Origin of the sequence: Streptomyces chattanoogensis (genome assembly GCF_001294335.1) — a bacterium.
Classification (GTDB): domain Bacteria; phylum Actinomycetota; class Actinomycetes; order Streptomycetales; family Streptomycetaceae; genus Streptomyces; species Streptomyces chattanoogensis.
The window spans coordinates 14173-38278 of the sequence record NZ_LGKG01000002.1 but is presented as its reverse complement, the minus strand read 5'-3'; the positions used below and the strand labels follow the sequence as shown (position 1 = coordinate 38278).

General features: G+C 68.0%; 22 protein-coding genes and 4 pseudogenes. 17 read left to right on the top strand and 9 right to left on the bottom strand.

The features are described from left to right. Positions 1 to 183 precede the first annotated feature (183 nt). Positions 184 to 687 carry a hypothetical protein gene (locus tag ADL29_RS03485; RefSeq protein WP_063788379.1) on the top strand — a complete coding sequence of 168 codons (504 nt, stop codon included), beginning with the start codon at positions 184 to 186 and terminating at the stop codon, positions 685 to 687. 728 nt (positions 688 to 1415) lie between these two features. On the opposite strand, the pseudogene ADL29_RS40405 reads toward ADL29_RS03485, so the two are convergent. Next, positions 1416 to 1650 (bottom strand): annotated as a pseudogene (locus ADL29_RS40405) (IS110 family transposase); the annotation flags it as partial. A 343-nt stretch (positions 1651 to 1993) separates the two neighbouring features. On the opposite strand from ADL29_RS40405, the gene ADL29_RS03480 reads away from it, so the two are divergent. After that, positions 1994 to 2386, top strand: a complete 393-nt coding sequence (locus ADL29_RS03480; RefSeq protein WP_053922289.1) for a VOC family protein — start codon at positions 1994 to 1996, stop codon at positions 2384 to 2386. A 654-nt stretch (positions 2387 to 3040) separates the two neighbouring features. Continuing rightward, positions 3041 to 3574: a P-loop NTPase family protein gene (locus ADL29_RS03475; protein WP_053922288.1), complete on the top strand. Its 534-nt coding sequence runs from the start codon at positions 3041 to 3043 to the stop codon at positions 3572 to 3574. A gap of 593 nt (positions 3575 to 4167) precedes the next feature. Here the strand turns inward: ADL29_RS03475 and ADL29_RS03470 are convergent. The 3 genes and pseudogenes from ADL29_RS03470 to ADL29_RS43285 form a co-directional block, all read right to left on the bottom strand. Next, positions 4168 to 4791 (bottom strand): annotated as a pseudogene (locus ADL29_RS03470) (DUF1963 domain-containing protein); the annotation flags it as partial. Positions 4792 to 4812: 21 nt separating this feature from the next. Continuing rightward, complete coding sequence (locus ADL29_RS44830) at positions 4813 to 4998, bottom strand: hypothetical protein (RefSeq protein WP_245689122.1); 186 nt, start codon at positions 4996 to 4998, stop codon at positions 4813 to 4815. A gap of 1073 nt (positions 4999 to 6071) precedes the next feature. After that, entirely contained in the window at positions 6072 to 6239 is a 168-nt protein-coding gene (locus ADL29_RS43285; RefSeq protein WP_157878364.1) for a hypothetical protein, read from the bottom strand. A 992-nt stretch (positions 6240 to 7231) separates the two neighbouring features. Between ADL29_RS43285 and ADL29_RS03460 the strand changes: the two genes are divergently transcribed. The 3 genes and pseudogenes from ADL29_RS03460 (at position 7232) to ADL29_RS03455 (ending at position 9366) form a co-directional block, all read left to right on the top strand. Further along, positions 7232 to 8323 (top strand): hypothetical protein, encoded by a 1092-nt coding sequence (locus tag ADL29_RS03460; RefSeq protein WP_053922286.1) that lies wholly within the window; start codon positions 7232 to 7234, stop codon positions 8321 to 8323. Positions 8324 to 8345: 22 nt separating this feature from the next. Further along, positions 8346 to 8549, top strand: a pseudogene (locus tag ADL29_RS44825) (DNA helicase); the annotation flags it as partial. 16 nt (positions 8550 to 8565) lie between these two features. Continuing rightward, on the top strand, positions 8566 to 9366 hold the full coding sequence (locus tag ADL29_RS03455) for a hypothetical protein (protein WP_053922285.1): 801 nt from the start codon (positions 8566 to 8568) through the stop codon (positions 9364 to 9366). 254 nt (positions 9367 to 9620) lie between these two features. Here ADL29_RS03455 and ADL29_RS40385 read toward each other — a convergent pair whose 3' ends face one another. Together ADL29_RS40385 and ADL29_RS42310 are read right to left on the bottom strand one after the other, a co-directional pair. Next, positions 9621 to 9986 (bottom strand): nuclear transport factor 2 family protein, encoded by a 366-nt coding sequence (locus tag ADL29_RS40385; protein WP_078970704.1) that lies wholly within the window; start codon positions 9984 to 9986, stop codon positions 9621 to 9623. Positions 9987 to 10405: 419 nt separating this feature from the next. Next, complete coding sequence (locus ADL29_RS42310; RefSeq protein ID WP_053922284.1) at positions 10406 to 10750, bottom strand: hypothetical protein; 345 nt, start codon at positions 10748 to 10750, stop codon at positions 10406 to 10408. A gap of 557 nt (positions 10751 to 11307) precedes the next feature. On the opposite strand from ADL29_RS42310, the gene ADL29_RS03445 reads away from it, so the two are divergent. The 4 genes from ADL29_RS03445 to ADL29_RS03430 are packed head-to-tail and all read left to right on the top strand — an operon-like array spanning position 11308 to position 15636. Next, entirely contained in the window at positions 11308 to 12774 is a 1467-nt protein-coding gene (locus tag ADL29_RS03445) for an MFS transporter (protein WP_053922283.1), read from the top strand. Beyond that, positions 12771 to 13496, top strand: a complete 726-nt coding sequence (locus tag ADL29_RS44820) for a hypothetical protein (protein ID WP_053922282.1) — start codon at positions 12771 to 12773, stop codon at positions 13494 to 13496. The genes ADL29_RS03445 and ADL29_RS44820 overlap by 4 nt, the downstream gene beginning before the upstream one ends. Further along, positions 13493 to 14740, top strand: coding sequence for an HAD hydrolase family protein (locus ADL29_RS44815; protein WP_053922281.1), 1248 nt, complete (start codon positions 13493 to 13495; stop codon positions 14738 to 14740). Before ADL29_RS44820 ends, ADL29_RS44815 begins: the two co-directional genes overlap by 4 nt. Continuing rightward, positions 14740 to 15636, top strand: coding sequence for a DUF6024 family protein (locus ADL29_RS03430; RefSeq protein ID WP_053922280.1), 897 nt, complete (start codon positions 14740 to 14742; stop codon positions 15634 to 15636). Before ADL29_RS44815 ends, ADL29_RS03430 begins: the two co-directional genes overlap by 1 nt. Before the next feature lie 74 nt (positions 15637 to 15710). On the opposite strand, the gene ADL29_RS46460 is transcribed toward ADL29_RS03430, so the two are convergent. Both ADL29_RS46460 and ADL29_RS46455 read right to left on the bottom strand, forming a co-directional pair. After that, positions 15711 to 15833: a multicopper oxidase domain-containing protein gene (locus tag ADL29_RS46460; protein WP_425424193.1), complete on the bottom strand. Its 123-nt coding sequence runs from the start codon at positions 15831 to 15833 to the stop codon at positions 15711 to 15713. A gap of 250 nt (positions 15834 to 16083) precedes the next feature. Next, complete coding sequence (locus tag ADL29_RS46455) at positions 16084 to 16581, bottom strand: cupredoxin domain-containing protein (RefSeq protein WP_053922279.1); 498 nt, start codon at positions 16579 to 16581, stop codon at positions 16084 to 16086. 351 nt (positions 16582 to 16932) lie between these two features. Between ADL29_RS46455 and ADL29_RS03420 the strand changes: the two genes are divergently transcribed. From ADL29_RS03420 to ADL29_RS03395, 6 genes are all read left to right on the top strand, one after another. Continuing rightward, complete coding sequence (locus ADL29_RS03420) at positions 16933 to 17271, top strand: WXG100 family type VII secretion target (protein WP_053922278.1); 339 nt, start codon at positions 16933 to 16935, stop codon at positions 17269 to 17271. A gap of 105 nt (positions 17272 to 17376) precedes the next feature. Next, on the top strand, positions 17377 to 18942 hold the full coding sequence (locus tag ADL29_RS03415; protein WP_053922277.1) for a hypothetical protein: 1566 nt from the start codon (positions 17377 to 17379) through the stop codon (positions 18940 to 18942). A gap of 7 nt (positions 18943 to 18949) precedes the next feature. Beyond that, entirely contained in the window at positions 18950 to 19411 is a 462-nt protein-coding gene (locus tag ADL29_RS03410; RefSeq protein WP_053922276.1) for a protease inhibitor I42 family protein, read from the top strand. A 32-nt stretch (positions 19412 to 19443) separates the two neighbouring features. Further along, positions 19444 to 19848 carry a hypothetical protein gene (locus tag ADL29_RS03405; protein ID WP_053922387.1) on the top strand — a complete coding sequence of 135 codons (405 nt, stop codon included), beginning with the start codon at positions 19444 to 19446 and terminating at the stop codon, positions 19846 to 19848. 446 nt (positions 19849 to 20294) lie between these two features. Then, the gene (locus ADL29_RS03400; protein WP_053922275.1) at positions 20295 to 20690 is read left to right on the top strand and encodes a hypothetical protein; all 396 of its coding nucleotides are present in this window, start codon (positions 20295 to 20297) and stop codon (positions 20688 to 20690) included. A 234-nt stretch (positions 20691 to 20924) separates the two neighbouring features. Then, positions 20925 to 21380: a hypothetical protein gene (locus ADL29_RS03395; protein WP_211274239.1), complete on the top strand. Its 456-nt coding sequence runs from the start codon at positions 20925 to 20927 to the stop codon at positions 21378 to 21380. Between the two features lie 9 nt (positions 21381 to 21389). Here the strand turns inward: ADL29_RS03395 and ADL29_RS03390 are convergent. Continuing rightward, positions 21390 to 22852: pseudogene (locus ADL29_RS03390) on the bottom strand (NF041680 family putative transposase). Positions 22853 to 23045: 193 nt separating this feature from the next. Between ADL29_RS03390 and ADL29_RS03385 the strand changes: the two are divergent. Then, entirely contained in the window at positions 23046 to 23873 is an 828-nt protein-coding gene (locus ADL29_RS03385; protein ID WP_053922274.1) for an SDR family oxidoreductase, read from the top strand. The last annotated feature ends 233 nt before the right edge of the window (positions 23874 to 24106 follow it).

Sequence of the window (24106 nt, the reverse complement as noted above, 5' to 3'; positions counted from 1 at the left end):
TCGTGTGTCGTCTTCGCATGGTGGTCCGACGGGAACACCCCATCACACCCGGCGTAAACCTCCTTCAGAGGGTTCGCAGGGCCCCGAAATTCCCTCATTCTCAACGGAGTTGAACGCCGCTCGCCCGATGCTGAGGCCAGTGGGCGGGGAGGGCTGCGGGTGCCGAGGGATACGCTTCCTGGTATGTCCCAGCAGATGCCCGTGACGCGATCGTCCCTCCGTAAGGCGCACGCCATGTCGCTTCCGCGCCCCATGCCGAACGTCCCCGATCGTGTGTGGTCCGAGAGCGAGTGGCAGCGAATCCGGCTCGGATACCGCGCCGGGAGCATGGACGAGAAGTGGAACATCTACGCGGAGGACGACCGCCTCTTCCTGCACCGCAGCTGGACCGGATTCCTCGCGTACGAGGCCGCGTTCACGAAGGTGGACGGCGGCGGGCGGCGCATCACGTCCGCGCTCGTGGAGTCGGACCCGGAGCGCTACCGCAGCGCCTCGGCGGACTATGACTGCCTCACGCTCGAGCTGGTGATATCGACCATCCTTCTCGACGAGCGCGCGGAGGATCTCCGCACGCGCATGGCCGCCGCCCTGCGCGCCGACACGGGCTCGACGGCCGCAGCAGTGGCGCAGCACAGCGTCCTGGGCGTACGAACACCACAGACCACGACGCGGCCCCACCGCCCTTAGGTGTGTGGTCCCGGCACCTTGGTGACAGGTGACAGGTGACAGGTGACAGGCGACAGGCGACAGGCGACATGCCTTGCACTCGCGTGGAGAGGATCAGCCCCGTCCGCTCCCAGAGCGCGTCGAGGGCGGTGCCACCAATACCGCGGCCTTCACCTACCCCGTGACGGGTACCGGCAGCGTGCCCGGGCCCTGCCTGAATGGCTTTCCCATGCTCTGTGCACGTGGCCGCCCAGATCTTGAGTGGAGAAGAATCCCTGCAGGTGGCTGGCGGTTGCTGTGCCCGTCGTCGTGCTGGCGTCGTTGACGGTTGGGCTCCGGAACCTTCTGCTTCTGCTGCTGCGTCGGCCGGATGTGTCCCCGTCGCGCACCCGGACAAGGATCCGGGCATAGCTGCGCGGACTCGTCCAGGACCGACCGAGGGCTGGGTGTATTCCGGCAACGTCACTGTCCCCGGCTCGAAGGAGCTCGCGACCTGCTGGTGAGCGGGTCGTGCGTTGTCGCCTCGCCACGTGAGGTGCTGCTGCCGTTGCAGTCCGGGGCCCGCGAGCTGCTGGTGTCCGCGATGGCTCGACGGCCCTCACGGCCTGATGGAGGCCGAGCCCCCTGGGCCGTGCCCCGTGCCCGCACGAAGCGGTCCGCCGGGCTGCCGCAGGTATCTCGGCGTGGACAGGCGACACAAGGTGCTGATCTGAATCGGCCTGCTGTGGGCCGGTTGGTGCAGCCTCGCCTGGGAGGCGGGGTTCGTGGAAGGTGCCGTCGCGGGGCATGGCGAACAGCACGCTGATGCGGTGGCGGGCCAGGCGGAGGAGAGCCTGGGGCAGGTCTTCCCCGGGTCCGGCATGTGTCGCAGGGTGTGGGAGCGGGGTCGCGCAGGGCGGCGAAGGCTGAGAGGAACATGGCCCGTGTGCGTTGCTGATTTCCGCCTTGAGGTGCCTGTGCCTGTGCGCCGTGGATCGGATTCCCGAAGACTTCGTGGCCGGGCGGGTCCGGCGCAGGACGGCCGGGGGAGTTTTTGTCCTGCCCCAGCCAGGCCTGCCTGGAGGCCCTCGACCTCACCGAGCCGGCCTTCCCGCTCGGCTTCGGCAGTGCGAGGGCACGGCGCATCTGCTGCGGGATCATCCGATCCATCGTGAAACACGATGGATCGGATGACAAACATGTGTTGGACTGATGGATGCCTGCTCGACGATGCTGAAGTCAACGGCAGGCCACGGCAGTCAGCGACCACCACCACCACCCCGGACGGGCGAGGTCCAGACCGCCGGCCCGTCGTACGACCACCGACGCCCCGACCCGTGGAGACACCGTGCACGTGATCGCCTTCGACCACCTCGTCCTGAACGTCGCCGACATCGAGCGCTCACTCGCCTTCTACACCGGCCCACTGGGGCTCGAACCGGTGCGGGTGCAGGAGTGGCGAGCCGGCAGCGTCTCCTTCCCGTCCGTGCGGGTGAGCCCCACCACCATCATCGACCTCGTCGAGGCGCCCGGCGGGCAGGTGGAGGGCTCCAACGTCGACCACATCTGCCTGGTGGTCGAGCCGCTGGACTGGCAGCAGGTCATCGATTCGGGCGTCTTCACCGTGCTGGACGGTCCCGGCGAGCGCTTCGGCGCCCGCGGCATGGCGGTCTCCCTCTATGTGCAGGACCCGGACGGCAACACCGTGGAACTGCGCTGGTACCCGCAAGGACGCGAGTAATGGCCAAACCTGTGGGGTGGTGGTGTCAGCCAGCCGTCGCCAGGTTTCTGGTCCTGGCCTGCGAGTAGATGGCGAAGGCGGTGGATTTCGGCGACCAGGCGGGGGATGTCCTGGCGGGCACTGGCGGTGAAGTGGGCGTTTTCGTCCCATCGTTCGTCCGCCACGTCGACGCAGCGCGGCTGCTGGACGAGCGTGGCGCCACCATCGTGCGGTGGTCGAAGCCTGGCCGGCGCTCCCCGTCCCCGGTGTCGGGGACCGTGCTGATGGCGACAAGGCTCATCGCGTGGCCGTCGTCGAGCCGGCGCACGTGCCAGGGCCGGGAGCCGCAGCCTGGGCGCGCTCCTCGGTCTCGGCCAGTTCTTCGTCGGTCAGCGGATGGGGGTGTTCATCAGGCTGCCAGTCTCTCGCGTTCGACAAGGTGGCCGCGTCCGAAGCAGGGTCCGGCGCGGACAGGAGCCAGGAGGCAGGCGCGTTCAACGACCGCCACTGTCGCCGAGCGCACCCGGTCGCCCTCACACACGGCACGCAGGCCAAGCGGTGCTGACCGGCCGGCGCGCGGATGCCTCGGCGCAGGGGTTCATGACAACCCGTCATCCCCGTCATCCCTGTCATCCTCGTCATCCCCGGCACGTGCTCGGTAGCGTGACTGCCGTGATGGTGGGAACCGAAGAAACCCGGCTGGTCGTACTGCGCGGAAACAGTGCCTCGGGCAAGTCGTCCGTCGCGGCGGGCCTGCGCGAGAGGTTCGGCCGCGGCCTGGCCCTGGTCGGCCAGGACAACCTCCGCCGCATCGTGCTCCGCGAACGGGACCGGCCCGGCGCCGCGAACATCGGCCTGGTCGACCTGACAGCCCGCTACGCCCTGGACGCCGGCTATCACGTCGTGGTCGAGGGCATCCTTGACGCCGGCCGCTACGGCGACATGCTCGCCCGGCTGCGTGCCGACCACCGTGGCCCGACCCACGGCTACTACCTGGACGTGCCGTTCGGCGAAACCCTCGCCCGGCATGCCACCAAGCCGATCGCCGATGACGTCAACGAAAGGCAACTGCGCGACTGGTACCGGCCGCGTGATCTGCTGCCCGACGGCATCGAGACCGTCATCGGCGCTGACAGCGCCCTGCACGAGACCATCGACCGCATCATGCTCGACACCGGCCTGGCCCGCCTGCCCGCACTGGAGCGCTGACCGGAGCACCGCTTGGACAGAGCTCAGCCGGCTCCCCGCCGGCACCGGTGTTCGCCGGCGGCACGAGACCCAGGGATCTGCCCTGTGACGTGCTGGGTCTCGTAGCGTTTCGGGCCTGAGGCCAGTTGATGCCAAGCCTGGCGCGCTGAGCACGTTGTGGTGGGTGAGTTTGTGGCGGCGGGCGGGTTTGGTGTTGGAGATCCCTACGCCGAGCGTGACGTCGGTGCCGTTGTCCAGGCGCTCTACGCGCCCCCTTGGTACCGGCCGGCCGGCGCCTTCTCGTTGTGCCGGCTGGGCGAGGCTGCGATGCCCCTGGAAGGCACTGCCCGCTGTGTGAAGGACCGAGCCGTATTTCGTCGGCATCCGCATCCCACGGCCACCTGACCTGACCCGTCCCGACTGGTCCGGACCCGTCCCGACCCGTCCCCACCGGTCCCCACCGGTCCCCACCGGTCCCCACCGGTCCCCACCGGTCCCCACCGGTCCGGGCGCGCCACAGGCCCGCTGGGATCAGGCGACGGTGGGCGACGATTCAGGTGGTCCAGAGGGGCAACGGATCGCGGTTGTTCCTCGAACTTGCCGGAGAGACAAGGTCACCAGATGTCCGGGGTCGGTATCGCCTTGTTGAAGTCGCCGGCGCGGAGTGCCTGGGTTGGTATCGACCAGTGCATCCAACCGCCGTCGCCGCCGAGGTGCCACTCGTACCGGCTGGAGAGCTGGAGCAGGTGGTGGTAATGGTTCGAATCCTCACCGTTCGACATCACCGACGAGCTTCCCGTGGGGAAGACCGGTCGGCCGAAGGCCATGTCCTGGCAGACGAGCAGGCCGGGGGGCGACAACTCGGTGTGCAGCGCGTCCTTGAACGCTTCCATGGCTTCATAGTCGCTGCCCCCGTATCCCAGGTGGAGTGTGTCCCAGGCGTGATCCCAGGTGTCGGGGAAGGCGAAGCCGGGCTCCGCTGCCCAGGCGACGGGTGCGAAGACGCTGGATCGAGCGGGTGGGCCCGTTTCGACCGCGTGCGTGGAACGGGCTGCGATGACCCTCCCCACCTCCGGGGCCTCCACGCCGAAGCCCCGCGCCACCTCCCAGGCGGCCGGGTCGCTCTGCTCGGATTCTGTGTCGAGGTGGAAGAAGTTGAGTAGTCCGGTTCCGGGTGGCAGGAGGCCGCCGAGCCAGGGGGCCAGGGCGTCGGTGTCGAGGACAGCGAGCAGGCTGAGGGGGAGGCCCTCGCACGTCGGTCATGGAGTACCGGGCTCCAGCATGGCTCTGCCCCCGAAGCGGCTGTGTCCGGCGGCCTGGCCGGGGGCCGCGTCGGTGAGCGCGAAGCCGGGTCGGGCCAGCCCCACGGGGCGGTCGGCGAGGCCGGTGCCGAGATGTTTGGCGCAGAAGTCGCGCAGAGCTGCCAGAGTGGTCTTCTGATGCATATCCGGCAGTCAAACACGCACCTCAGACAACGGATCGGCGGAACGCCGCGCTTCCGGCCTCAGCCGTTCACCGCAGCCCGACCTCAACCAGCGCGGTCACCGGCACTCCCTTGACGATGTCGAAATCGTCAGGGAGTCGTGACGACGAGACATCACCCTCGCACGGTGTGCCGGTCAGCGCCGGCCGGCGCCGGCCGGCGCTGACGGCGACGTCTTCGCCGTCTGCAGTGCGGAGGGTGACGATGCCGTGCGCGGCGGAGAACTGGCCGATGACGATGCCGGTGGCTCACCGTCGGGTGTGACCTGACACGGATGCCGGCCGCCCCAGTCGCCCGGGTGGACGGCCTTGCCGCTCGCCGTCTCGCCCAGAGCAGCTCCGTAGCGCACCGGCGCAAGGGACGCTGAGGAAGGGGCCCTTCATGGCGCTCCGGCGCCGGCTGCACCGGACCCCGCCCATTCGAGTCCGAGGCCGGCGAGTGCCCGCAGCCGGTCGTCTGTGAGTTCGGCGCGCCTCGACTTCGTGTGGGACAGGAACACTCCCAGCTTCACGGTGTGTTCTTGGCTGTCGATGAAAATCTCTGGCGGTAGCGGTTCCGGCGGCGGCCAGAACGAGCACGGCACCGGCTGCAACACAGCGCAGCGCGGCCCTTCTTCGTGCGGCTTGCATGATCCCCCCCCGGACAGGAATGAATGTTCGATCCGATGTGATCACGCTCAACACGCCCAGCACAGAAGCCGATTCACCGATCGGCGCGCCCTACAGCTGTGCGGTCCCACAACGAGAAAAGCCCCCAACGGCATAGACACCGAGGGAGCTTTGCCCGCTCGCAGGGTGCCGGCCGGACGCGAGGGCAGGAGCGCCCGCGCGCCCTGCAGCTGGTGGCTGGTGGCTGGTGGCCGGTGCGGCACTACCCGCAAACGGGCGGACCCGTCAGCCGAGTTCAGGGCGCAGGCACAACCCTTCAACGGCCAGCCCGGGCCCAGACCCTGGGCCTCGGAGAACCACGGCCACGCCCGGACACGCCGGAACATGACCGCCCTTGGCGACAGCACCTACACCCACACCGATCCCGTCATCCCGCACCGCACCCGCCCTTCAGCTGCTCACCACACGCCCGGCAGACCCCGCCGCTCACGAAGCCATCCAGCACCACGAAGCCATCCAGCACCACGAAGCCATCCAGCGTCACGAAGCCATCCAGCACCACGAAGCCATCCAGCACGACGCTGCCCGTCACCACCAGCCCCCCCCGGCGCCATCACCGCCGTCGGCACGAACGGGGAAGCCGGCCGCACCGAACGCCTGCGGGACGCTGCCGCACACCGCCCAGCAGCCCACACCCGTCAACGAGAGCCTGCACAAGCCAACCGAACGCTGCCACCGACGGCAACGGCACCACCCCCTCTCCCTGACGCCCAGCCACCACCCGCCCGGTGCACACCCGCAGCCACCCCAGCACCCCACCAAAGCGCGCCCGCCTGGCCTCCCACACCCCCAGAGCGGCCACCACCCGCTCACCCGCTCACCCGCTCACCCGCTCACCCGCTCACCCGCTCACCCGCTCACCCACACGCCCCAGGACACACCGGGCCGGGCAGCCCGGCGGCCCACCAGCCCCCACCCCACCCGCCGCCAGCGGGCCCGCATTCGCTTCCCTCCACATAGCCCACGAGCTGGCCAGCCAACCTCCGCCGTCCTTTGCGACCATCTCTCCAGCGAAGGGCGCTCCTTGTGAAGGGCGCTTCCTGGCGGCACACACCCGAGTCTTCGTCCGCCACCAACTCAGCACAAGCAGACGGCCATCACCAGCCCGAGAAGCGGAACACGCCCCAGAGCACGACACTCACTCAAGAATCCAGATACTCAGCTGACGGGTGGGCCAATTCAGGGTGCTCCACCACATACCGATCACCATGAATCGCCAGCATCGCCCAGTGCCACGCCTCATCATGAAACAAGAGCCCACGGAACGGGGCGTCGTCAGGCTCGTACGGGTACCGCTCCAAGGCAGCTTCCCACGCCCGCGTCGGCGTGAGCCCACCATGGTGCTGCATCACCCACGCATAGCCCCGCCGCTCGGACTGCAGACAGCCGAGGTAGTCCACCTCACTCCACTCCACGGCCCCACCACCAAATCCCCGCCCCGGACATGCCCTCTTCCCACTCTGTGTCATTATGCGGACGCGCCCCAGGGGAGCGGGCCGCGGTCTACTGGTTGCCAGGGGGTTGGGAATGGGTGCGGGTACGGAACCGGACGGCTCGTCCAGATCCGACGAGGAGTGGGAGCGGTTTCTGCGCGAGTCGGTAGCCGGCGCCGCCGACGCACCCAAAGAACCATCAGCCCGGGCCCGCGCCGTGGCAAAGCGGCTGCGCGCCGAGCCCGACCGCGGCCCGCAGGGCTGGCGCAGCTACACACCCCCGCAGCCCAAGCGGCGCACGGGTTGGTACGCGGCCGGGCTGCTGGCCTCGCTCGTGCTGCTGGTGATAGCGCTCGCGCCGGGACGGATAGTAGACCTGTTCGCCGGCACTGACTCCCCACCGCTGCCGGCCGAGACCACCCGCCCGACCCAGGCTCCCCCCGTGGAAGCAGCCCAACGCCCCACCATGGACGAGCCGTTCCGCGGCTCACCGGCGGCCAACTGGGCGAACGGAGCAGCCGGAATCACCGTGCCGAAGGCCGACGCGGTCGGCTGGATGAGCGCCGCCGAGGTCGAGCGAGCCCTCGCCCGCAGCCGCGACTTCCTCGCCGCATCCGCCCTGGACCGCCAGGTGCTGCGCGGCCAGCGCCCCGACAAGGCGATCGCACTGATCAACCCACACCAAAAGGACGTCCAAAACCTTCTCAAAACCGCTTTCCGAACCCCGAGCGAGAAAAACGACCCCCTCCTCCTCTTCAGCCGCTTCCAGCCCTCCCGCACCCACCTGGTCGGCGACATCGTGAAAACCCGCGGCCGGCTCACCTACCGGGAGGGCAAGCGCGGCGCGCTCCAGGTGACCGCCGACGTCACCTTCGTCTACCCGGTCACCCGCGCGGACGAGGGCGGCGACGAGATCGTGCGCACGATCGTCCGGCGCGAGCTGGTCCTGAGCTGGGACGACCCTGACAAGGTGATCACCGAGCCCGGCACGTTCTCGATCGTCTCGTACAAGTACGACATGACCAACGGCGGCTGCGGCACCCCAACGGGCTACTTCACCCCTCCCTTCGGCACGGACCGCCAGACGGACGAGACCGGCACGCAGATCGACCCCTACGACCGCAGCACGCCGGTCGGACGCGGCGAGCCCTCCGGGGACGAGTGCAGGAGGGCGACACGGTCCTAGCGGCAACTACTCGCCCAGAGCGCCCTTCGCCCGCAAGGCATGGGCCGACCTGTAGCACCCCGACGAAGGCGCCGTCCGCTTCGACCACGACCATTACCTCAAGATCTGGTCCCTCACGAACCCCAAGATCAACACTGACTTCCTGCTCCTGGACGAAGCCCAGGACGCCAACCCCGTCCTCGAGGGGATCTTCAACAACCAGCGCAGCCATGCGCAGCTGGTCATGTGAGAAGGAACTGACCGTGATCGGGCGGGGTGTGGTGCCGGAACTGCTGGTGATCCGCCGGGAGGGCCCCGGTCGTCTGCGTCGGCACGCGCTGCACGCGCTCGCCGTACTGGGTGCCGGCGACGAGCTGACATGCCATGACCGCGCAGCACTGGAGCGGCTGGTGCGGATCAGACTGCTTGACGACCGGCCGTGGGACGAGCACTGTCCGTTCGCGTGGATCGCGGTCCCGGCCGCGACGTGCGAGGGAGTCTTCGCTGCACTGGATCTGCATGATCGGATCCCGGCGACGATGGCGATGGGAATGTCCGGCGTTCAGCACGACCGTGCCGATCTGACCGGCCCTGACGGGGAGGGGCTGACCGCGTACCGGGCCTTCATCACACCGGAGTTCTCCGGCTGGCGGATGGTGTTCGGCACGCCGGTGTGGGACTGCGTCAGCAACGGGCTGCTGGAGCGGGTCAGCGAGCACTGCGGACAGGCCCACTACTACTCCCGCGACAGCTACGACGACGCGCATGCCTGGGCGATAGCCGAAGGCGGCCGGGTGCTCCGTTCGTACGGTACCTACCTTGAGCCGCAGTGGACGGGGGAGCCGTTGCCGTGGGAGGAGCCGCAGACGGACGATCCGCTGTGGGAGCCGGGGATGTACGAGCCGAACGCCTTGTGTGAGTGGAGTGCGAACGGCGTCGCCGATCGGCTCACGGTCGACCCGGAGCAGATCGACGAGGGCACCCTCATGACCAGTCACGGCTGGCTGGCGGTGACAGTGCCCGGGGTCGGTCACGAAGCGTTCCCTGGGGCGTTGTCGGTCTGACGCAGGAAGACGGCACCGACGGCCATCCGGTGACCTCATCGGGAGGTGTCTCTACGCTCACCCAGCGGGACCTCACAGTCGCGTAGGTTGCACAGCTGCGGCAGAGCGTCCCATTGCGGTCGCCGTGGGGGAGGCGAGCGGGGTCACCGACGGCGGTTACCTGCTCGGCAGGACCCTGGACGTTACATGGCAAGCTGACGTCCTCTTGAGCTGACGAGGGCCGCTGCCCTCATGGGGCGGCGGGCTGCCTCTGCTCAGCTGGCCAAAGTGCCTTGGTGGAAGTACATGCGCCAACCCGTCTCCGTCAGACGCCATAGGGAGCTTCGCCATGCTCGGCGTCCGCTGTTGTCAGCGAAGTACGTCAGGTGAACGACACCCGGAGCAAGCACGGCCCCTGACATCTCACTGACCTTGACAGGCGACTCCGGATCCACAGAGTTGGCACTCGTCACGGCGAGGATCGATGCCGCGTCCCACCGGCGGCCAGAGGCCCCGAACTCGATGAACGCTGGGTCCAGAAGCTCCGAGACAAGTACTGGCGAAGCACGCACGTCAGGGTCGAGAAGCCTCAGCTCTGCATCAATGGCCGCTTCAACAGCTTGCTCACTCTCGTCTGCCATGCTCGAACCCTACGGCCACGTGCCGTCGATTCTCATCGACATATTCGGCTGGCTTGATCACCAACTGCCGTCCGAACCCATGCACAGGTGCTGTCACTGGACGTCGACGGAGCCAGTCATGGTGACAGCTGGCTAAGGGGTGACTAGCCGCAGTTCACCGTTGTGCTGGAGGACGTCCGGTCGTCGGGGCCGGCCCGGAGTGAGTGCGGACGGACAAGGCAAACGCCATACGCCTCCTATGCCAACCGCGCCTACCTGCCAGGGCACGGGACGAGGGCGACGATCCTCGAGAAGGTCAACTGACTTGCGTAGCTTCCCCTGGCAGTGAGCCGACGAAGTTCGACCGGGACGACTACCGCGAGCGCCACGCGGTGGAGTGCGCAATTCCCTGGCTCAAGCACAACCGGGCGGTCGCGGTGTCAAGCGTTTGTTGTGAACACCGTGTCCAGCTCACGTACCCCCACCACCTGGGCATGACGCGAGCGCAGCTCGGCTGCGATCCGACGGATGGCCGGCCGGTCGCGGACTTCTGCGGGGCAGACTCGTACGGCGGACAGCAGCTCGGTGGCTGCCTGCTCGGGCTTGCGCAGCTGCCAGCAGGCCCGTGCCAGATCGGTGTGCATGCGGCCTTTGCGTTCGGGGGTCTTGAACTGCCCGGCATGCAGGCCCCGGCCGGCTTCAAGGGCAGATCCTGCATCCCCCAGTGCCCAGTGCACAGTCAAACGCCGCCCGTCCACACCGGCAACGATCTGGGTGAAGCGCAACTGAACTCGCGTCCCGTCCCGCGCTTACGGCCGAATCTCGGACGGAAGCTTCGCCCTCTATGACTGTGTCCCGTGAAATCCGGTAATCCCGGGGAATGGTGAAGGGATAACTGTTCCTTTGGTGAGGGATAACTGTTCCTTTGATGTAGGGCTGGGTCCGCTGTCCTCATTCTTTCGACCGAAAACGGGAGGGCCGGGCGGGCTGCTCTCCCTGTATTGCGGCGCCCCATGTGACCGACTTAGTCGAAATGGATAGTTTTTTCGCGTTCCGCCAGTCCCGGGCGGTTCTTCTCGTAGAAACATACGAAAACTTCTTCGAGAAACGGTGCTTGACATGCATGTTTCTACTAGACGAAGATCAACGCGGCGCCGGAAGCCGACCAAGGGGAAGGATCTGGTCGCGTCCTTGGCATGTGATGCCGGGCCGCCATGATGCGCCTCAGAGGGTTTTTGAATTCAACTTCAGGCAATTGCCTCGACGGCCCGTCGGCGCAACGCGATTGCCTTTGTGAGGGGTCGTCTCCGCCAATTCACGGCGGTGTCGCTATGAGGGGACCATGCAAGAGGAAAGACAGTCGCCGGACGACGAACCGGCAACGAAGGTTTCCTGGTGGCGGATTGGCTTCATCTGCTCGGTGCTGCTGCTGGAGGGGATGAGTTCCTCCAGTATCAATGTGCAGATCGCCGCCCTGCGGAGCAGTCTCGAGCTGTCTCCCGCACAACTCCAGTTGACCGCCAGCGCTTTTCTCATCGCCTACGCGGGGCTGTTGCCGGCGGCCGGGCGGCTCGTCGACGCATGGCGCCGGCGCGCGATGTTCCTGATCGGCGTCGGGGTCTTCGGTCTGGGGTCCGCCTTGTGCGCCGCTGCACCCTCCGGCTGGTGGCTGGTGTGCGGCCGCTTCGTACAGGGCGCGGGGGCGGCCTTCAGCGCCCCCGCCGCCATTGCCTTGATCACGGCCAGTCTGCCGCCCGGCCGACTGCGCAACAAGGCGTTGGCCTTGTACGGGGCGATGGGAGCCGCGGGGTTCACACTCGGGCTCGTCGTGCCCGGATTCCTCGTGGCCCAACTGGGCTGGCGGGCCAGCTTCCTGGTCTATCTCCCTCTGGTCGCCGCCGTGCTGGTGGTGACGCGTACCCTCAGCTCCGCTCCCGGCACCGGCGCTCGCGTCGACGCCCTGGCGGCGGTCGCGCTCACCGCGGCGGTGATCCTCTCGGTCGTCGCCATCGGCGGCATCGGCGATGCGTCCCCCTGGATGGTCGCCGGGCAGCTCGCCGTCGCGGGCGTGTTCGCCGCAGTGCTGATCCACCGGGGCAGACGTCGCGGAACGCGGATGTTCCCCGCGGGGGTGCTGCGGTCGGCCCGGGTGCTCGCCGCATGCGCCGCGCTGGCGGGGGTGTTCGCGGCGATCGTCGCCTCGATGTACCTGACCGGACTCGAACTGGCTCTGAGCCGCCATTACGACGAGTTCGCCGTGGGACTGGCCCTCGCACCGCAGAGCATCAGCAACGCGTCGGTCGGTGTCTGGGGTGGCCGTCTGGTCACCCGCTTCGGGCCCGGCCGGGTGCTCGCCGCCGGCATGGCCCTGGTGACCTGCGCGCTGGTCTATCTGGGTGCGGTCGGCTTCGAACTCCCCTACGCGCTCGGGCTGCTCCCGGCAACGGTGGCCATCGGCTGCGGAGTGGCGTTGTGCTATCCGGCTGCGTCGATCATGGCGATGGACGCCGTACGGCCACAGGAGCACGGCACGACGTCCGCCCTGCTGACCGTCTTCCAGAACGTCGGCGGCGCACTCGGCCTGGCGCTGGTCACCGCCTTCGGCGCGGTCCCGCTGCCCGGCAGCGGCCAAGGGCCCGCAACAGGCATGTACCTCTCGGCCGCCTGCGTCCTGGTGGCCGGCATCGCGGCACTGGCTTTCCTGCCACGTGACTCACAAGGGACACGGGGCACTCCCGGCTCGCACCCCGAGCCACCGCAGCACCTTCCGGAACATGACCACACGTCAAGAAAGATGAGTACCTCATGACTTCCACGCACTCCGAGCAGCCCCAGCTGGTGATGTTCACCGGTGGCCGGGACAGCACCCTCGCCGCTTCCGTGCTGATGCTCCAGGGCATACCCGTCCACCTGTTCAGCGGTAACAGCGGCTGTTCGCTGCACCGGGAGATCCTCGCCCTGCGCGTCGCCGAACTCCGTGAGCGGTTCGGTGACCTGGTTGTCACCCACGTGGTGCAGGACACCAGCGGTGCGTTCCGCAGCATCGCGATCGAGAACCTGGAGCAGGACATCTTGGCCCACCGCAAGAACCTCGTGCTGCTGGGCGAGAAGATCGCCATCCACGCCCACGTGATCGACTACTGCCACCGTCAAGGCATCACCGTGGTGAACGACGGAATCGCCGCCTACCAGCAGGAGTTCCCCGAGCAGCGCCTCGTCGCGAAGGAGTACTTCGTGGACTTCCTGGCCGAGTACGGCCTGGACTACCACAGCCCCATCTACGAGTTCGCCGTCTCGCAGGACGATGTGAAGTACCGGCTGCTCCAGCTCGGACTGTCGACGAAGTCGCTGGAAGGCGTCTCCATCTTCGGGGACAGCTTCTCCACCCCCTCCGACGAGACCATCCTCGCCTACCTCCGGGAGAAGGAGGCGCTGAGCCGGAACATCATCGACTTCCTCTCCGGGCGCGCCCTCGCCGCACCGAGCCACGGCTCCGCACCCGCCGACGAACTGGCGGCGGTCCCGGCGTGAGGACGATCCGGAAGGTCGCCGCGGTCATTGTCCGCGGCGGCCTCCTCCTTGTGGTCCGCAAGCACGGGTCGTCGGTGTTTCTCTCGCCCGGCGGCAAGCGCGAACCGGGGGAGACCTCCGAGCAGACGCTCGCCCGGGAGCTGGCCGAGGAAACCGGGCTGCGGACGCGTTCCTGGCGTCCCTTCGGGACGTTCAGCGACCGTTCGGCCCTGGACCCGTCTACCACGGTGGAGATCGAGGCTTTCCTCGTCGAGGCGGACGGAGTGGCCGAGCCCTCCGCCGAGATCGCGGAAGTGGCATGGATCGACGCGCGGTACGGCGAGGACGGCATCGAACTCGGCTCCGTCTTCGGCCGGTTCATCGTGCCGAAACTGCGCTCCGAGGGGCTGCTCCGGGACCCCGGGCAACGGAAGGGGCGCGGCGAGGCGGGCGGCGTCGACATGGTGGCGGCGGACCTGGACGGCACACTGGCCTTTGACAGCCTCGGTCCGGGGCCCGCCGTCGCCGCGGCACTCGCCGAACTGTCGGACCAGGACGGTGTGGAGTTGGTGTTCGCGACCTCCCGGGCTCCCCGGGGCGTCCGGCAGCTGCTCGGCCCACTCGCCGACCGGGCCACGCTGATCTGCTGCAACGGCGCCGTCACCGTGTCCGGCGGCACCGTGTCCCGTCGTGTCTGCCTGCCCTCCGACACGCTGCGCACCATGGTCGACGGTCTGCTCGCCGACGGGGCCGACTTCTATCTCGACCACGGCGACCGCTTCGTGGTGTGCGGCACCGGATTCCCGTGGATGGACTACCCCGACCGCGTACAGCTGGACCCGGCAGAGGTTCCGTTCCTGGAGCGCGTGTCCCTGGAGGGTGTGGTGAAGCTGACCGTGCACGCACCGGGTACGACCGACACCGTCGAAAAGCTGCGCGCGGCCACCGGGCCGGCGCTCGAACTGTGCGCGCATGCCGACGGGGTCGTGGACATCACTTGCGCGGGAGCCACCAAGGCTGCGGCCCTCGCCGCACTGACCGCCGTACCGACCGGCGAACGGGCCCGTACTGTGGCATCTCTCGGCAACGATCTCAACGATCAGGAGATGCTGGGCCGGGCCGATATCGCGGTGGTCGTGGGAGACGGTCTCCCCGGCCTCGAACGCGCCCGACATGTCCGACGGATCCGCGCGACGGACGGTGTGGTCGCCACGGTGCTGAGTGACCTGGCTTGCCGTACGTACGGGGAGCGGGGTGACGGCTGATGGGCACTCTGGACGCCGCCGCCCTCCACCCCGGACTGCAACCGCCCGGCCTCACCCGGCACTATTTCGCCGAGGCCGCGGCCCTGCGTACGTCGGTAGCGGACCGGCTGGTGCATCAACTCGGCCCGAAAGCAGGCAAGTTCACCCTCTACCTGCTCCACAACACCACGTCCGGACTGCTGGCCGTACTCGCCGCGGCGAGCGCGTCCGGCCATGCGGTGCGCACCTGCGGTCCGGACCACCAGCACTACCCGGCCTACGCGCAGATACTGCCCCGAGGCGGCGCGGACGCGGAATGGGAACTGCGCACGCATGTATCGCCACTCACCGGCACGGTCGACGACCTGGCGGGCAGCGCGATCCGCATCGTCGACGCGGCACAGTCCCTCGGCACCGCGCTCACCGCGGCGGCGCTCGCCCGCGGTGACGTCGTGCTCGCACCCCTGCACAAACACCTGGGCCTGGCCGTGGGGCTGGGGCTCGTGCTCGTACGCAACGACCGGCCGGAACTGGAACACCTCCACCGCGTGCTCCGTGTGGCCGAGTCCGGCGCCCAGTCACTGGATCTGCTGCGGACAGCCCAACGGGCGCTGCGCGAGGCGGAAGGGAGAATCTTCAACCGGGCCGTGATCGACCCGGATGACCGCCTGCGGACGTGGTGCGCGGAGCGCGGTATGCGCCTGCTGAACCATGGGCACGGCGTCCCCTTCGCATGCGTCACCCCTGTGGACGGCACTGCGGTCACCGACCGTCTGGCCTCCTCCGGATGGCGCCACTTCCGGCCCCGGAACATCGCACGTTTCGCTTTCCACCGGCCTGGTCTCGTCGACGACCCGCCGGCCGATCACACCCCGATGTTCCAGGAGGCGCTCACCCACGCATTGCGCGACGGTTAGCTGCCTTGCCGGTGGCTCCCGGCCGCACGGCCGGGAGCCACCGCACGGGTGACGGCAACCACCCGCCCGGCCGGCTACTGCCGGTAGCCGACGACCGTCATCATCCCGGACCGGGCGTGGTACGCGTTGTGGCAGTGGATCATCCACAACCCCGGGTTGTCGGCATCGAGGCCGACCTGGAGGGGCTGTCCCGGCAGGACGATCGCGGTCTCCTTGCGCGGCCCGCCGGTCGGGCTTGCCGGGCTTCGGACGGACCGCGCCGTCGGCCCGCAACTGCCGGGCCTGCAACAGCTTTCCGTTCAGTTCCTTGGGGCGTACGGACGGCTTTGGGCGCCGTGCCGCTGCCCGTGCGCAGGATCGCCATCGCCGTCTGCTTCTTGCCTTCGGCGAGGGCGGTGGGCGGGGAGGCGCCGTCTTTGGCGGTTACGAGGACGTCGTAGCGCTCGCCTATGCCCGGCAGCAGGGCGTCCGTCTTCGCCTGTTCGACGGGGCAGATGTCGGTGTGGGTGAGGTCATGGTGTGACCGCCGAGGGCGACGCGGAAGGTGGTGTCGCCGTCGGCGTGGAGGAAACGGATGCGGATGCGGTCTCCACGCTTGGCGCGGAAGGTCTGCGGATCCTTGGCCGTCCGCCCGTTGACCAGGTAGTACAGGTAGGCGACATCGCCCGCGTCGCCACCGAGCAGCTCGCTCGTCGTGCTCATCATCATCCGGGAGGGACCGGAAGGCTTGGGCTTGCTCATGCCGTGGCCGCCATGACCCGTGCCCATGCCCTCGTGGTCCATGCCTCCCATGCCCTTGGAGAGTTCGGCGAGTACCGAGTCCGGCGTGCTGCCGTCGACCCAGATGTCCAGGACCAGGACCCAGTCCTTGTTGTACCGCAGGGGCTCCTTGAGTGTGACTGAGCGCTGCAGTTGGCCCGTTGAGCGTCGTGGTCGGTCCGGCATGGCGGCGCGGCACTGCGCGAGGTCCCGTGCTCCTTCGCTCAGCCGGCCGGTGGGGGCTCTTCGCCGAAGATCCAGGCGCCCGTAAGGCCAGCCAGCCGTCCGGTCGTCGAAGAGGATGGCGCTGCGTTCCGGCCAGTGGGGGTTCGCGGCGGCGACTGGCGGCAGCGGAGCCCTGCCCACCCTCCCTCGGGCTCACTGAAACGACCTGCGTCGACGTTCCGGTAGATCGGGCTGCACCGACATCCCGTTAGCATGTACAGGACAGAAGGACCTTGGTGTGACCAGGGCAAAACCGGGGATACGGGGGACAGCCGGATGGCCGGAGGCGGTTATTCCGTTCAGCGGGGCGGCATGGACGCCCAGGCAAACAGCCTGGACATCGCGGCGGATGAGGTCGCCGACATCAAAGCGGAGATCCTTGACCCGTACTGCTCCAGCATGGAGGAGCTGGGCGGCCCCGACACCGGGCCGGCGTACCTCCGCTTCTCCGCCGCATGGCAGGCAGAGGCCGAGACCCTCAAAGGTGCTCTGGAGGAGACCGCTGACAAAATCCGCACCTCGAGCGCCAACTACCACTCCGCGGACGAGCACACCGTCGCCGGCCTCACGACGGCAGCCGCCGCAACTGCCGGGCCACCTTCGGTGAACACACTGACCGCCTCCCACACCGGTCCCACACCCTTCGGCTGAACCGCCCGCCCGCCGCCGGCTTATACCGGCCGGGTACGAGCACCGCAGCGCCATTGCGCGGCGACGACACCGAGTACCAGCCGTAAGGGCAGAAGGACAGCAGATATGGCCATGGAATCCACCACCGACCGCCGCGAGAAGCTGGAGAACTACCGGAAGGGCATCGCCTCCGCGAACGACAAGGACGCGTTGATATCCGAGATCAACAAGGCCCTCGGCGTCTCGGAGCCGGCCGGCTCCCCCCACATCATCGAGAGCCTGGGCAAGCGCTACAAGCGCCAGTCCGATGCGGCGGTGAAGGTCCGCGACCGCGTCAACAAGGTCGCCAAGCACGGACTGCCCGATGCCTGGGCCGGCTCCACCGGCGCCAAGGCCGGCGAGGTCGTGGCCGCGGCAGGTCGTGACGCAGACCAGATGGGAGAGGCGTTCTACGAGGTGGGGATCTGCTTGATGAGCTTCGCCGATCAGCTCAAGGACGCCAAGAAACGTGACAAGGACGGCCGGGACGAGCTGAACCACGCGCTCTACATTCTCGACGACGAGGACGGCACCTGGGACAACTGGTTCGACGACGAAGCCTCCGAGCAGGTGCTGCGAAAGGCCCAACGTGTCGCCAACGAGGGCATCATCAGCATGCTCCAGGGCGCCATCATGGCCGACGAGAGCGCGCGGCATGCCGCGCGGGAGATGAACAAGCACGCCTCCGAGGCCCGCGCCGGCCGAATGTCCACCAACGAGCTGTCCGACGCGGACAAACTGGCCCTGGCCGACACGGGTGCCGCCGGCGGTCCCCGCGAACTCAACGAGATTCTGAGCTCGACGGACCTGCAGCGCTCCGGTCAGAGGATGGAGCAGATGAACGCCAAGGACCGGGCCGAGTTCGAGAAGATGCTCGCCGATTCCAAGACCCCGCAGGAACGCGCCTATCTGACGAAGTCCCTGGCTGCCGGGTACGACATGGACGCGATCCAAGAGTTCCAGGGGAAGATCCACGGCAAGGACCCGCAGTGGCTCCAGGAGCACCTCACGCCCGTCGTCACGGGCAAGGAGAGCAGGGAGGACCTGGGAGTTGACGAGTCAGGCGCGAATCTCAACAGAGCCGACGTCGATTTCAAGGGCCAGAAGTGGATCCAGGGCGGAGACGGCCGGGAAGGAACCTGTGTGGCTTCGTCGACGGTGACCGCCCGCGCCATGGTCGATCCGATCTATGCCCTGGAGCTGACCGGGGGCAAGTCAGGGCAGGAATCGGACCCCGACGCTTTCCGCGAACGGCTGGTGGCCGAGCAGCACCGTGTTCACCAGGAGGGCCCCGGCGGGAAGAACTGGGGTGGCATGAGCATCGAGAACCAGGACAAGGTTGCCGATAAGGAGATCAGCCCCCATACAGGAACGGACTACGAACTCACGACGGTGAATAGCCCTGACGACCGTCGCGATGTGCTCACCGACATCGAGCAGTCCGTGGCTGATGGAAAGCCTGTCCCCATCGACGTCAACGGCAAGAGCGCGCACGCCTTGGTGATCGTCGGGCAGGAAGGCGACATGCTGCAGGTGTACAACCCCTGGGGCACCACCACTTGGGTCAGTGAAGACGACTTCATCAACGGCCATATGGGCAAGGCATCCACAGGCGCACTCCCGAATGTATACGCCGTCCACGTCCCCCGATAGGCAGATCGTGATCCGCAAGGCCGCATACCCGGTCGCCATACTCTGCGCGCTGCAACTGGCCGTCGGCTGCGGTGCGGCGCCGCAGTCTCCGCATACTGCGGCCCCCACTCCGTCCCGCACCTCGACCGTCTTCACCGGCGATCAGAGATCCATCACCGTGCGGGCGCAGGAGGACTTCTCCATCGGCGTGCCGTACAACGCGTCGACCGGAGATCACCGGAACCTCGCCAGTCCGAAACCGGACCCCAAGGTCGTGCGCAGCCGCGGCACGGACTACCAGGCGGACGATTCCGACATGGTGGGCAGCGGCGGAAAGCTGTATTTCAGGTTCCACGCCCAAGGGCCCGGCACAACCAGGATCGTGCTGTACCACTGCGTCCTCGACGCCTGCCCCAGCCGTGCGACCCACCATCCCTCTGAGGGCCTTCCGAAGCCGGAACGCATCACCTACACGGTCACCGTCACATGACCCTCACCACCACTCGAATCAGCGAGGCGACCATGAGTACCCTGCGGCCGGGAAAGAGCGACAGCGAACTGCTGGAGACGACCGACGTGCCCACCCTCCTGCGGTACGGCCTGCGCGGCAACGGCCCCCACCGCACCGCCCTGTTCGGTGACGGTGCCGTGACCGCCGCCATCACCCTCGACCGGCAGGGCGCGCTGCCCCGCTCGGTCTCCTTCCTCGCCAAGGTCGTACGCAGCGGAGGCACCCGTTACGCCGCCGACCTCGACGAGCCCCTGCCCGGCGAAGCCGCCCAGACGATCCGCGCATGGCTGACCGGCGCGGCCGGTGTCGCGCCGGACGTGGCCGGCGACGACGCGGTGGCCTGCTGGCTCGAAGCCGTCGCAGCCGTCATGGAGCTGCGGCACGAGGCCGGCACAGCCGCCGCTTCGACCTGGTGATGCGCGTCCGACATCCGGGGGCTGGCGGGTCGGCCTCTTCTCGCGCCGGGCGAGGCGACGGGGTGGCCCCCGCTTTCGGCGGTGTTCTGTGGCGCAAGTGGCTCGGAAGGGAGGCAGGGTGTGGGCGCGTGAAACGGTGGGTGGCTGAACACTGTTGACGTTGCTTCACGAAGGAGATCCACGAACCTCGCGCGCCACCTGGCGATCCTCGTCTGACCTGCCCTACTGATGTCCGTGGCGTCGTGTACGCCGAGCAGCTCGGCTCAACGCCGAGGTCGGTGGCGTACGCCTGGCGGTGCTGCCAGCCAGGAAGGATGCGGCGATCGGAGATCGTTTCTCACGTCACCCAAGCCGCGGAATGAGGTCTGAATCTGCAGCGTTGGGATCCGTTGGTGCGGGGCACATACTTACCTGTGTTCGAACCGCAGGAGCTGTAGCGTGGCTGCGTGACCGAGCCCAGACGCTTCCCTCCGCACCCGATCCGTGGGGTTCACGTGCTGCGGGTACCGAGGGGGAATTGCGCGCCCTACATCAACGTCACCCTTGATTTCGAGCCCGCCCCCGAAGGCTTCGTGTTCGAGGCAGTGGACGGGGTGCTCGACGACTGGGAATGGCCCGAGGATGTGCCCTCGTTCCTCAACCACCTTGTTGCGGGCATCGAAGAGGAACTGCGCCACGAGGACTACGGCGTCGTCGTGGCAACCAGGGCAGTCCTGCGCCACGCTCGTGCGCACCAGGTCGACTCAGGCGAGTACAGCTTCATGCTGGGAGGAAAATATGCGGTACAGGAAGCCCTTGGTCGCGCGTTCGGTCTGACGCGGCGCGAGCGTGGCTTGCACTGAACCCGAGGTCGCGACCACCGACTCCTGGCACAAGAACGCCGGATTGGAACGCGCGGGATAGACCGCACACAGATCGACTGCGGCGCATCTGCGAATCGAAGGGCCCACACCAGCAGGCCAAGCGTACGGCGGCCTCCGAACAGAACCGCCAGGCGGTGGTGAGGGAGTGTTCACGCCCAATGGTGGGGGTGTGCGGTGTGGTTGGTGGCGTTGCGCATCCCGTAACCTTGCCGTTTGACCTCGTCTCTGCTGAAAGGCGGGGTTGTGCAGCAGTCGGTCTTCGAATCGGTCAGGTATTCCGCTGCGTGCCAGGGGTGTGGTGCAGAGGCGGAGTGGCAGGGCGTCCAGGCGTTGGTGGGTGACTCGCTGCGGTGGGATGTCGGGTCCACGTGCTCGGCCTGCGGGTTTGCAGTGGCGGTGTGTGGCCGTGACCTGCCCGATGAACTGCGGGGCCGGCTGCTTTCTGAGCACAGGCCAGCGGCGTTGCAGGTACCCCTGCCGGTGCAAAAGACCAAGGTCATGCGGGTGCTACGGGCTGAGCTGAGTATCGGCCTGGCGGATGTGAAGGTTGTGCTGGAGCGGGTGCTGGCCGGGGCTTACGCGGGGACTCTTCCCGAGATCGAGCGCTTGGCTCGCAGGCTTCGGGCGGCGGGGGTCGATGCGATGGCCGTGCGTCCTGCGTGCGTCTGAACTGGCCATTCATCGTGTGCGTCGGGGCTTGGTTCCCACTTTGTGATGGGTGGGACGGCTGTATGTCTCACCGGTCGCCAGGATCCGACCCATGTCATGCTGGGTGGCCGGGCGATGGTTCTTCGAGCCCGGCGGTCGCCCGGGCCCGGGGCGGGCCGGTTTCGGTGCACCGGCTGGGGAGCCCGTCTTCGTCTGCAGGTTTCTGAACTCCCTGCGGACGCGGGCGGGTGTGAGTCTGTTCGGTTCGGCTGGCTTCTCCCGGGGCCGTCGCAAGTCGGTGGCCGGCGGGCGGGCCGGCTGGAGCTGGGCGTAGGCAGCGATCACCAGCCAGGTCCACCGGTCGGCTGCTTCCGAGCTGCGGAGTCGGGGCTTGGTCCGCCCGAGTGTCTGCTTGAACAGACGAAATGTGTGCTCGATGTCGAAGCGGCGGAGGAAGGACTGCCGGCAGCGATCGACGTCCGCCTCGGTGGCTCCGGTGCCCGACCACCACAACCAGACGGGCTTTTGACCCCGCCGCTGGGCAGCTTCTGAACGACCAGGCGAACGACGGTGCCCTCAATGATGGGCAGCGGCCCGTTGTGGTCGAGCCAGGCCGCCCGACGAGTGAGCCGAGGGTGGAGCCGGTCCCACGCTTGCGCGGTTGCCTGTCCGTGGAGCCGGGTGCCCGTGGTCGTCACGGCCTGTTCGGTTCCCCAGGTACTGGGGTCACCGAAGATGAACTCGCCGCCGTGTTTGGGCTGTCGGCCGCCCTTGGGGTCGTAGACCCGCGGCGGTTTCGGTAGCCGCATCACGCGGTCGCCGCGGATCCGTCCGATCAGCTCGATGGGTAGGTCCCGCAGGACCCAGGCCAAGCAGGTGACGTCGTATCCGGCGTCGGTGACGATGGCGATATCCGGCTCGCCGGGCTGCCACTGACCCGCTGTGATGAGCCGTTCGACGAGGTCGCGGAGCTGGGCGGCAGTGACAGCGGTGGCGTCGTCGGCCGGACCGAACCGGACCGCGTCCAGGATCTGCGTCCAGGACGTGGCACCCATCTCCAGCACCGCGACGAACGAGTACGGCCAGCCGGGAATGAACTGAGAGGCCGTCTTCGCACGGCCGTAGACGTGGCAGAACAGCCGGTCCGGCGAGCATGGCGCGTCCGACCGCAGCCACGGCGAGACATCCACTGCCAGCACCAGGCGCCCGTCCGGGAACCGTGGCAGCGGCAGACCGGCCAGCACCTGCCGCAGCCGGTCGGCTTCAATCCGGCCCTGATTGATGCCGTCGTACATCGCCCCGTGCCCACGCCGGTGCTCGGGCAGCAACGTCAGTTCCACCGCTGAGTGCACCGCACCCGGAGCACACAACACCGCGTCCGCCAGCTCGAACAGCTCATCGCCCCGCACACTCAGACACGAGTACAACTCGTTCCGGAAGCGTGACGCTTCCGCGAACGCCTCCTCTGGAACAGCTTCAGGCAGCAGACTCACCCTCACGGCCTTCGTCGTGATCACGTTCACCCTGGTCGGGGCACATGATCAGACGAGGGCCTCCTCAACGTCCGGAGAATTCCCACGTGAGCGGCCTAGTTCGAGGTGCGTTTCGACCCAGAAAACCAATAGTGAAGTTGGAGCAGTCTCATCGAAGTTGGAGCGGCAGGAGGGCCCCCTACGGTGTTACGTCATGACGATTCTGATCATCGGCGGTAGCGGTTTTCTGGGGGCTGAGCTGGTCCGCCAGGCGGCCGTGGCCGGACACGCGACGGTCGCGATCTTCGCGACCAGGCCCGGCCGCAGTGCGGAGGTCACGTGGCACGCGCTTGACCTGCGGGATCCCGAGCGTGTCGAAGCCGTCGTGGCCACGGCCGCCCCGTGCCTCGTCGTCAACGCGACGAGCGGCGGATCCGACTGGGCGGTCACGGCCGAAGGCCCTGTCCGTCTGGCGATGGCTGCGGCGAAGTACGGCTGCCGCCTAGTCCATGTATCCAGCGACGCGGTGTTCTCTGGTGCCAGCGTCCGCTACGACGAATCCTGCCTTCCCGATCCTGTCACCCCCTACGGCGCGGCGAAGGCCGCAGCAGAGACAGGGATCCGTTTCGCGTACCCGGATGCCGTCATCGCTCGCACCTCGCTGATCATCGGCGATCAGGGGTCCACGCACGTACGCGCGGTGCACGACCTTGCTGCCGGCACCCGAGACGGCGCCCTGTTCACCGACGACATCCGCTGCCCCGTGCACGTCGCCGACCTGGCCGCCGCCCTGCTGGAACTCGCATGCGGCAAGGCGAACGGCATGCACCATCTGGCCGGAGCCGACGCCGTGAGCCGTCATGAACTCGGAAGCCTCATCGCCAAGCGTGACGGGCTCGACGCCTCGCGACTGCCTGCGGGTCTGCGGGCCAATAGCGCAATTCCCGGGGCGCTCGATGTCCGCCTCGACAGTCGCGCCACCCAGCGCAAGCTGCACACCGCGTTGCGCGGCGCCCGCCAGTTCCTCGCCCTGGGTGCTTGAGCATTTCCTTGAAGCAGTGGGCTCGACCACGATCCCACTTCAATGAGACCGCTCAGGTATCGATGAGCCAGGACAGCCGGAGGTTAAAAAACAAGCTGAGAGACCACAGCAGACCGCCCCGGCAGGACGCGCCGGACGTGACGCCGAGGCCACGCCACCGCAAGAGTCCGCCCTTCGCACAGCACGCGGCCACACAGGGGCATGGGCATGGGCAGGGCAGGCGCGGGCCGGCA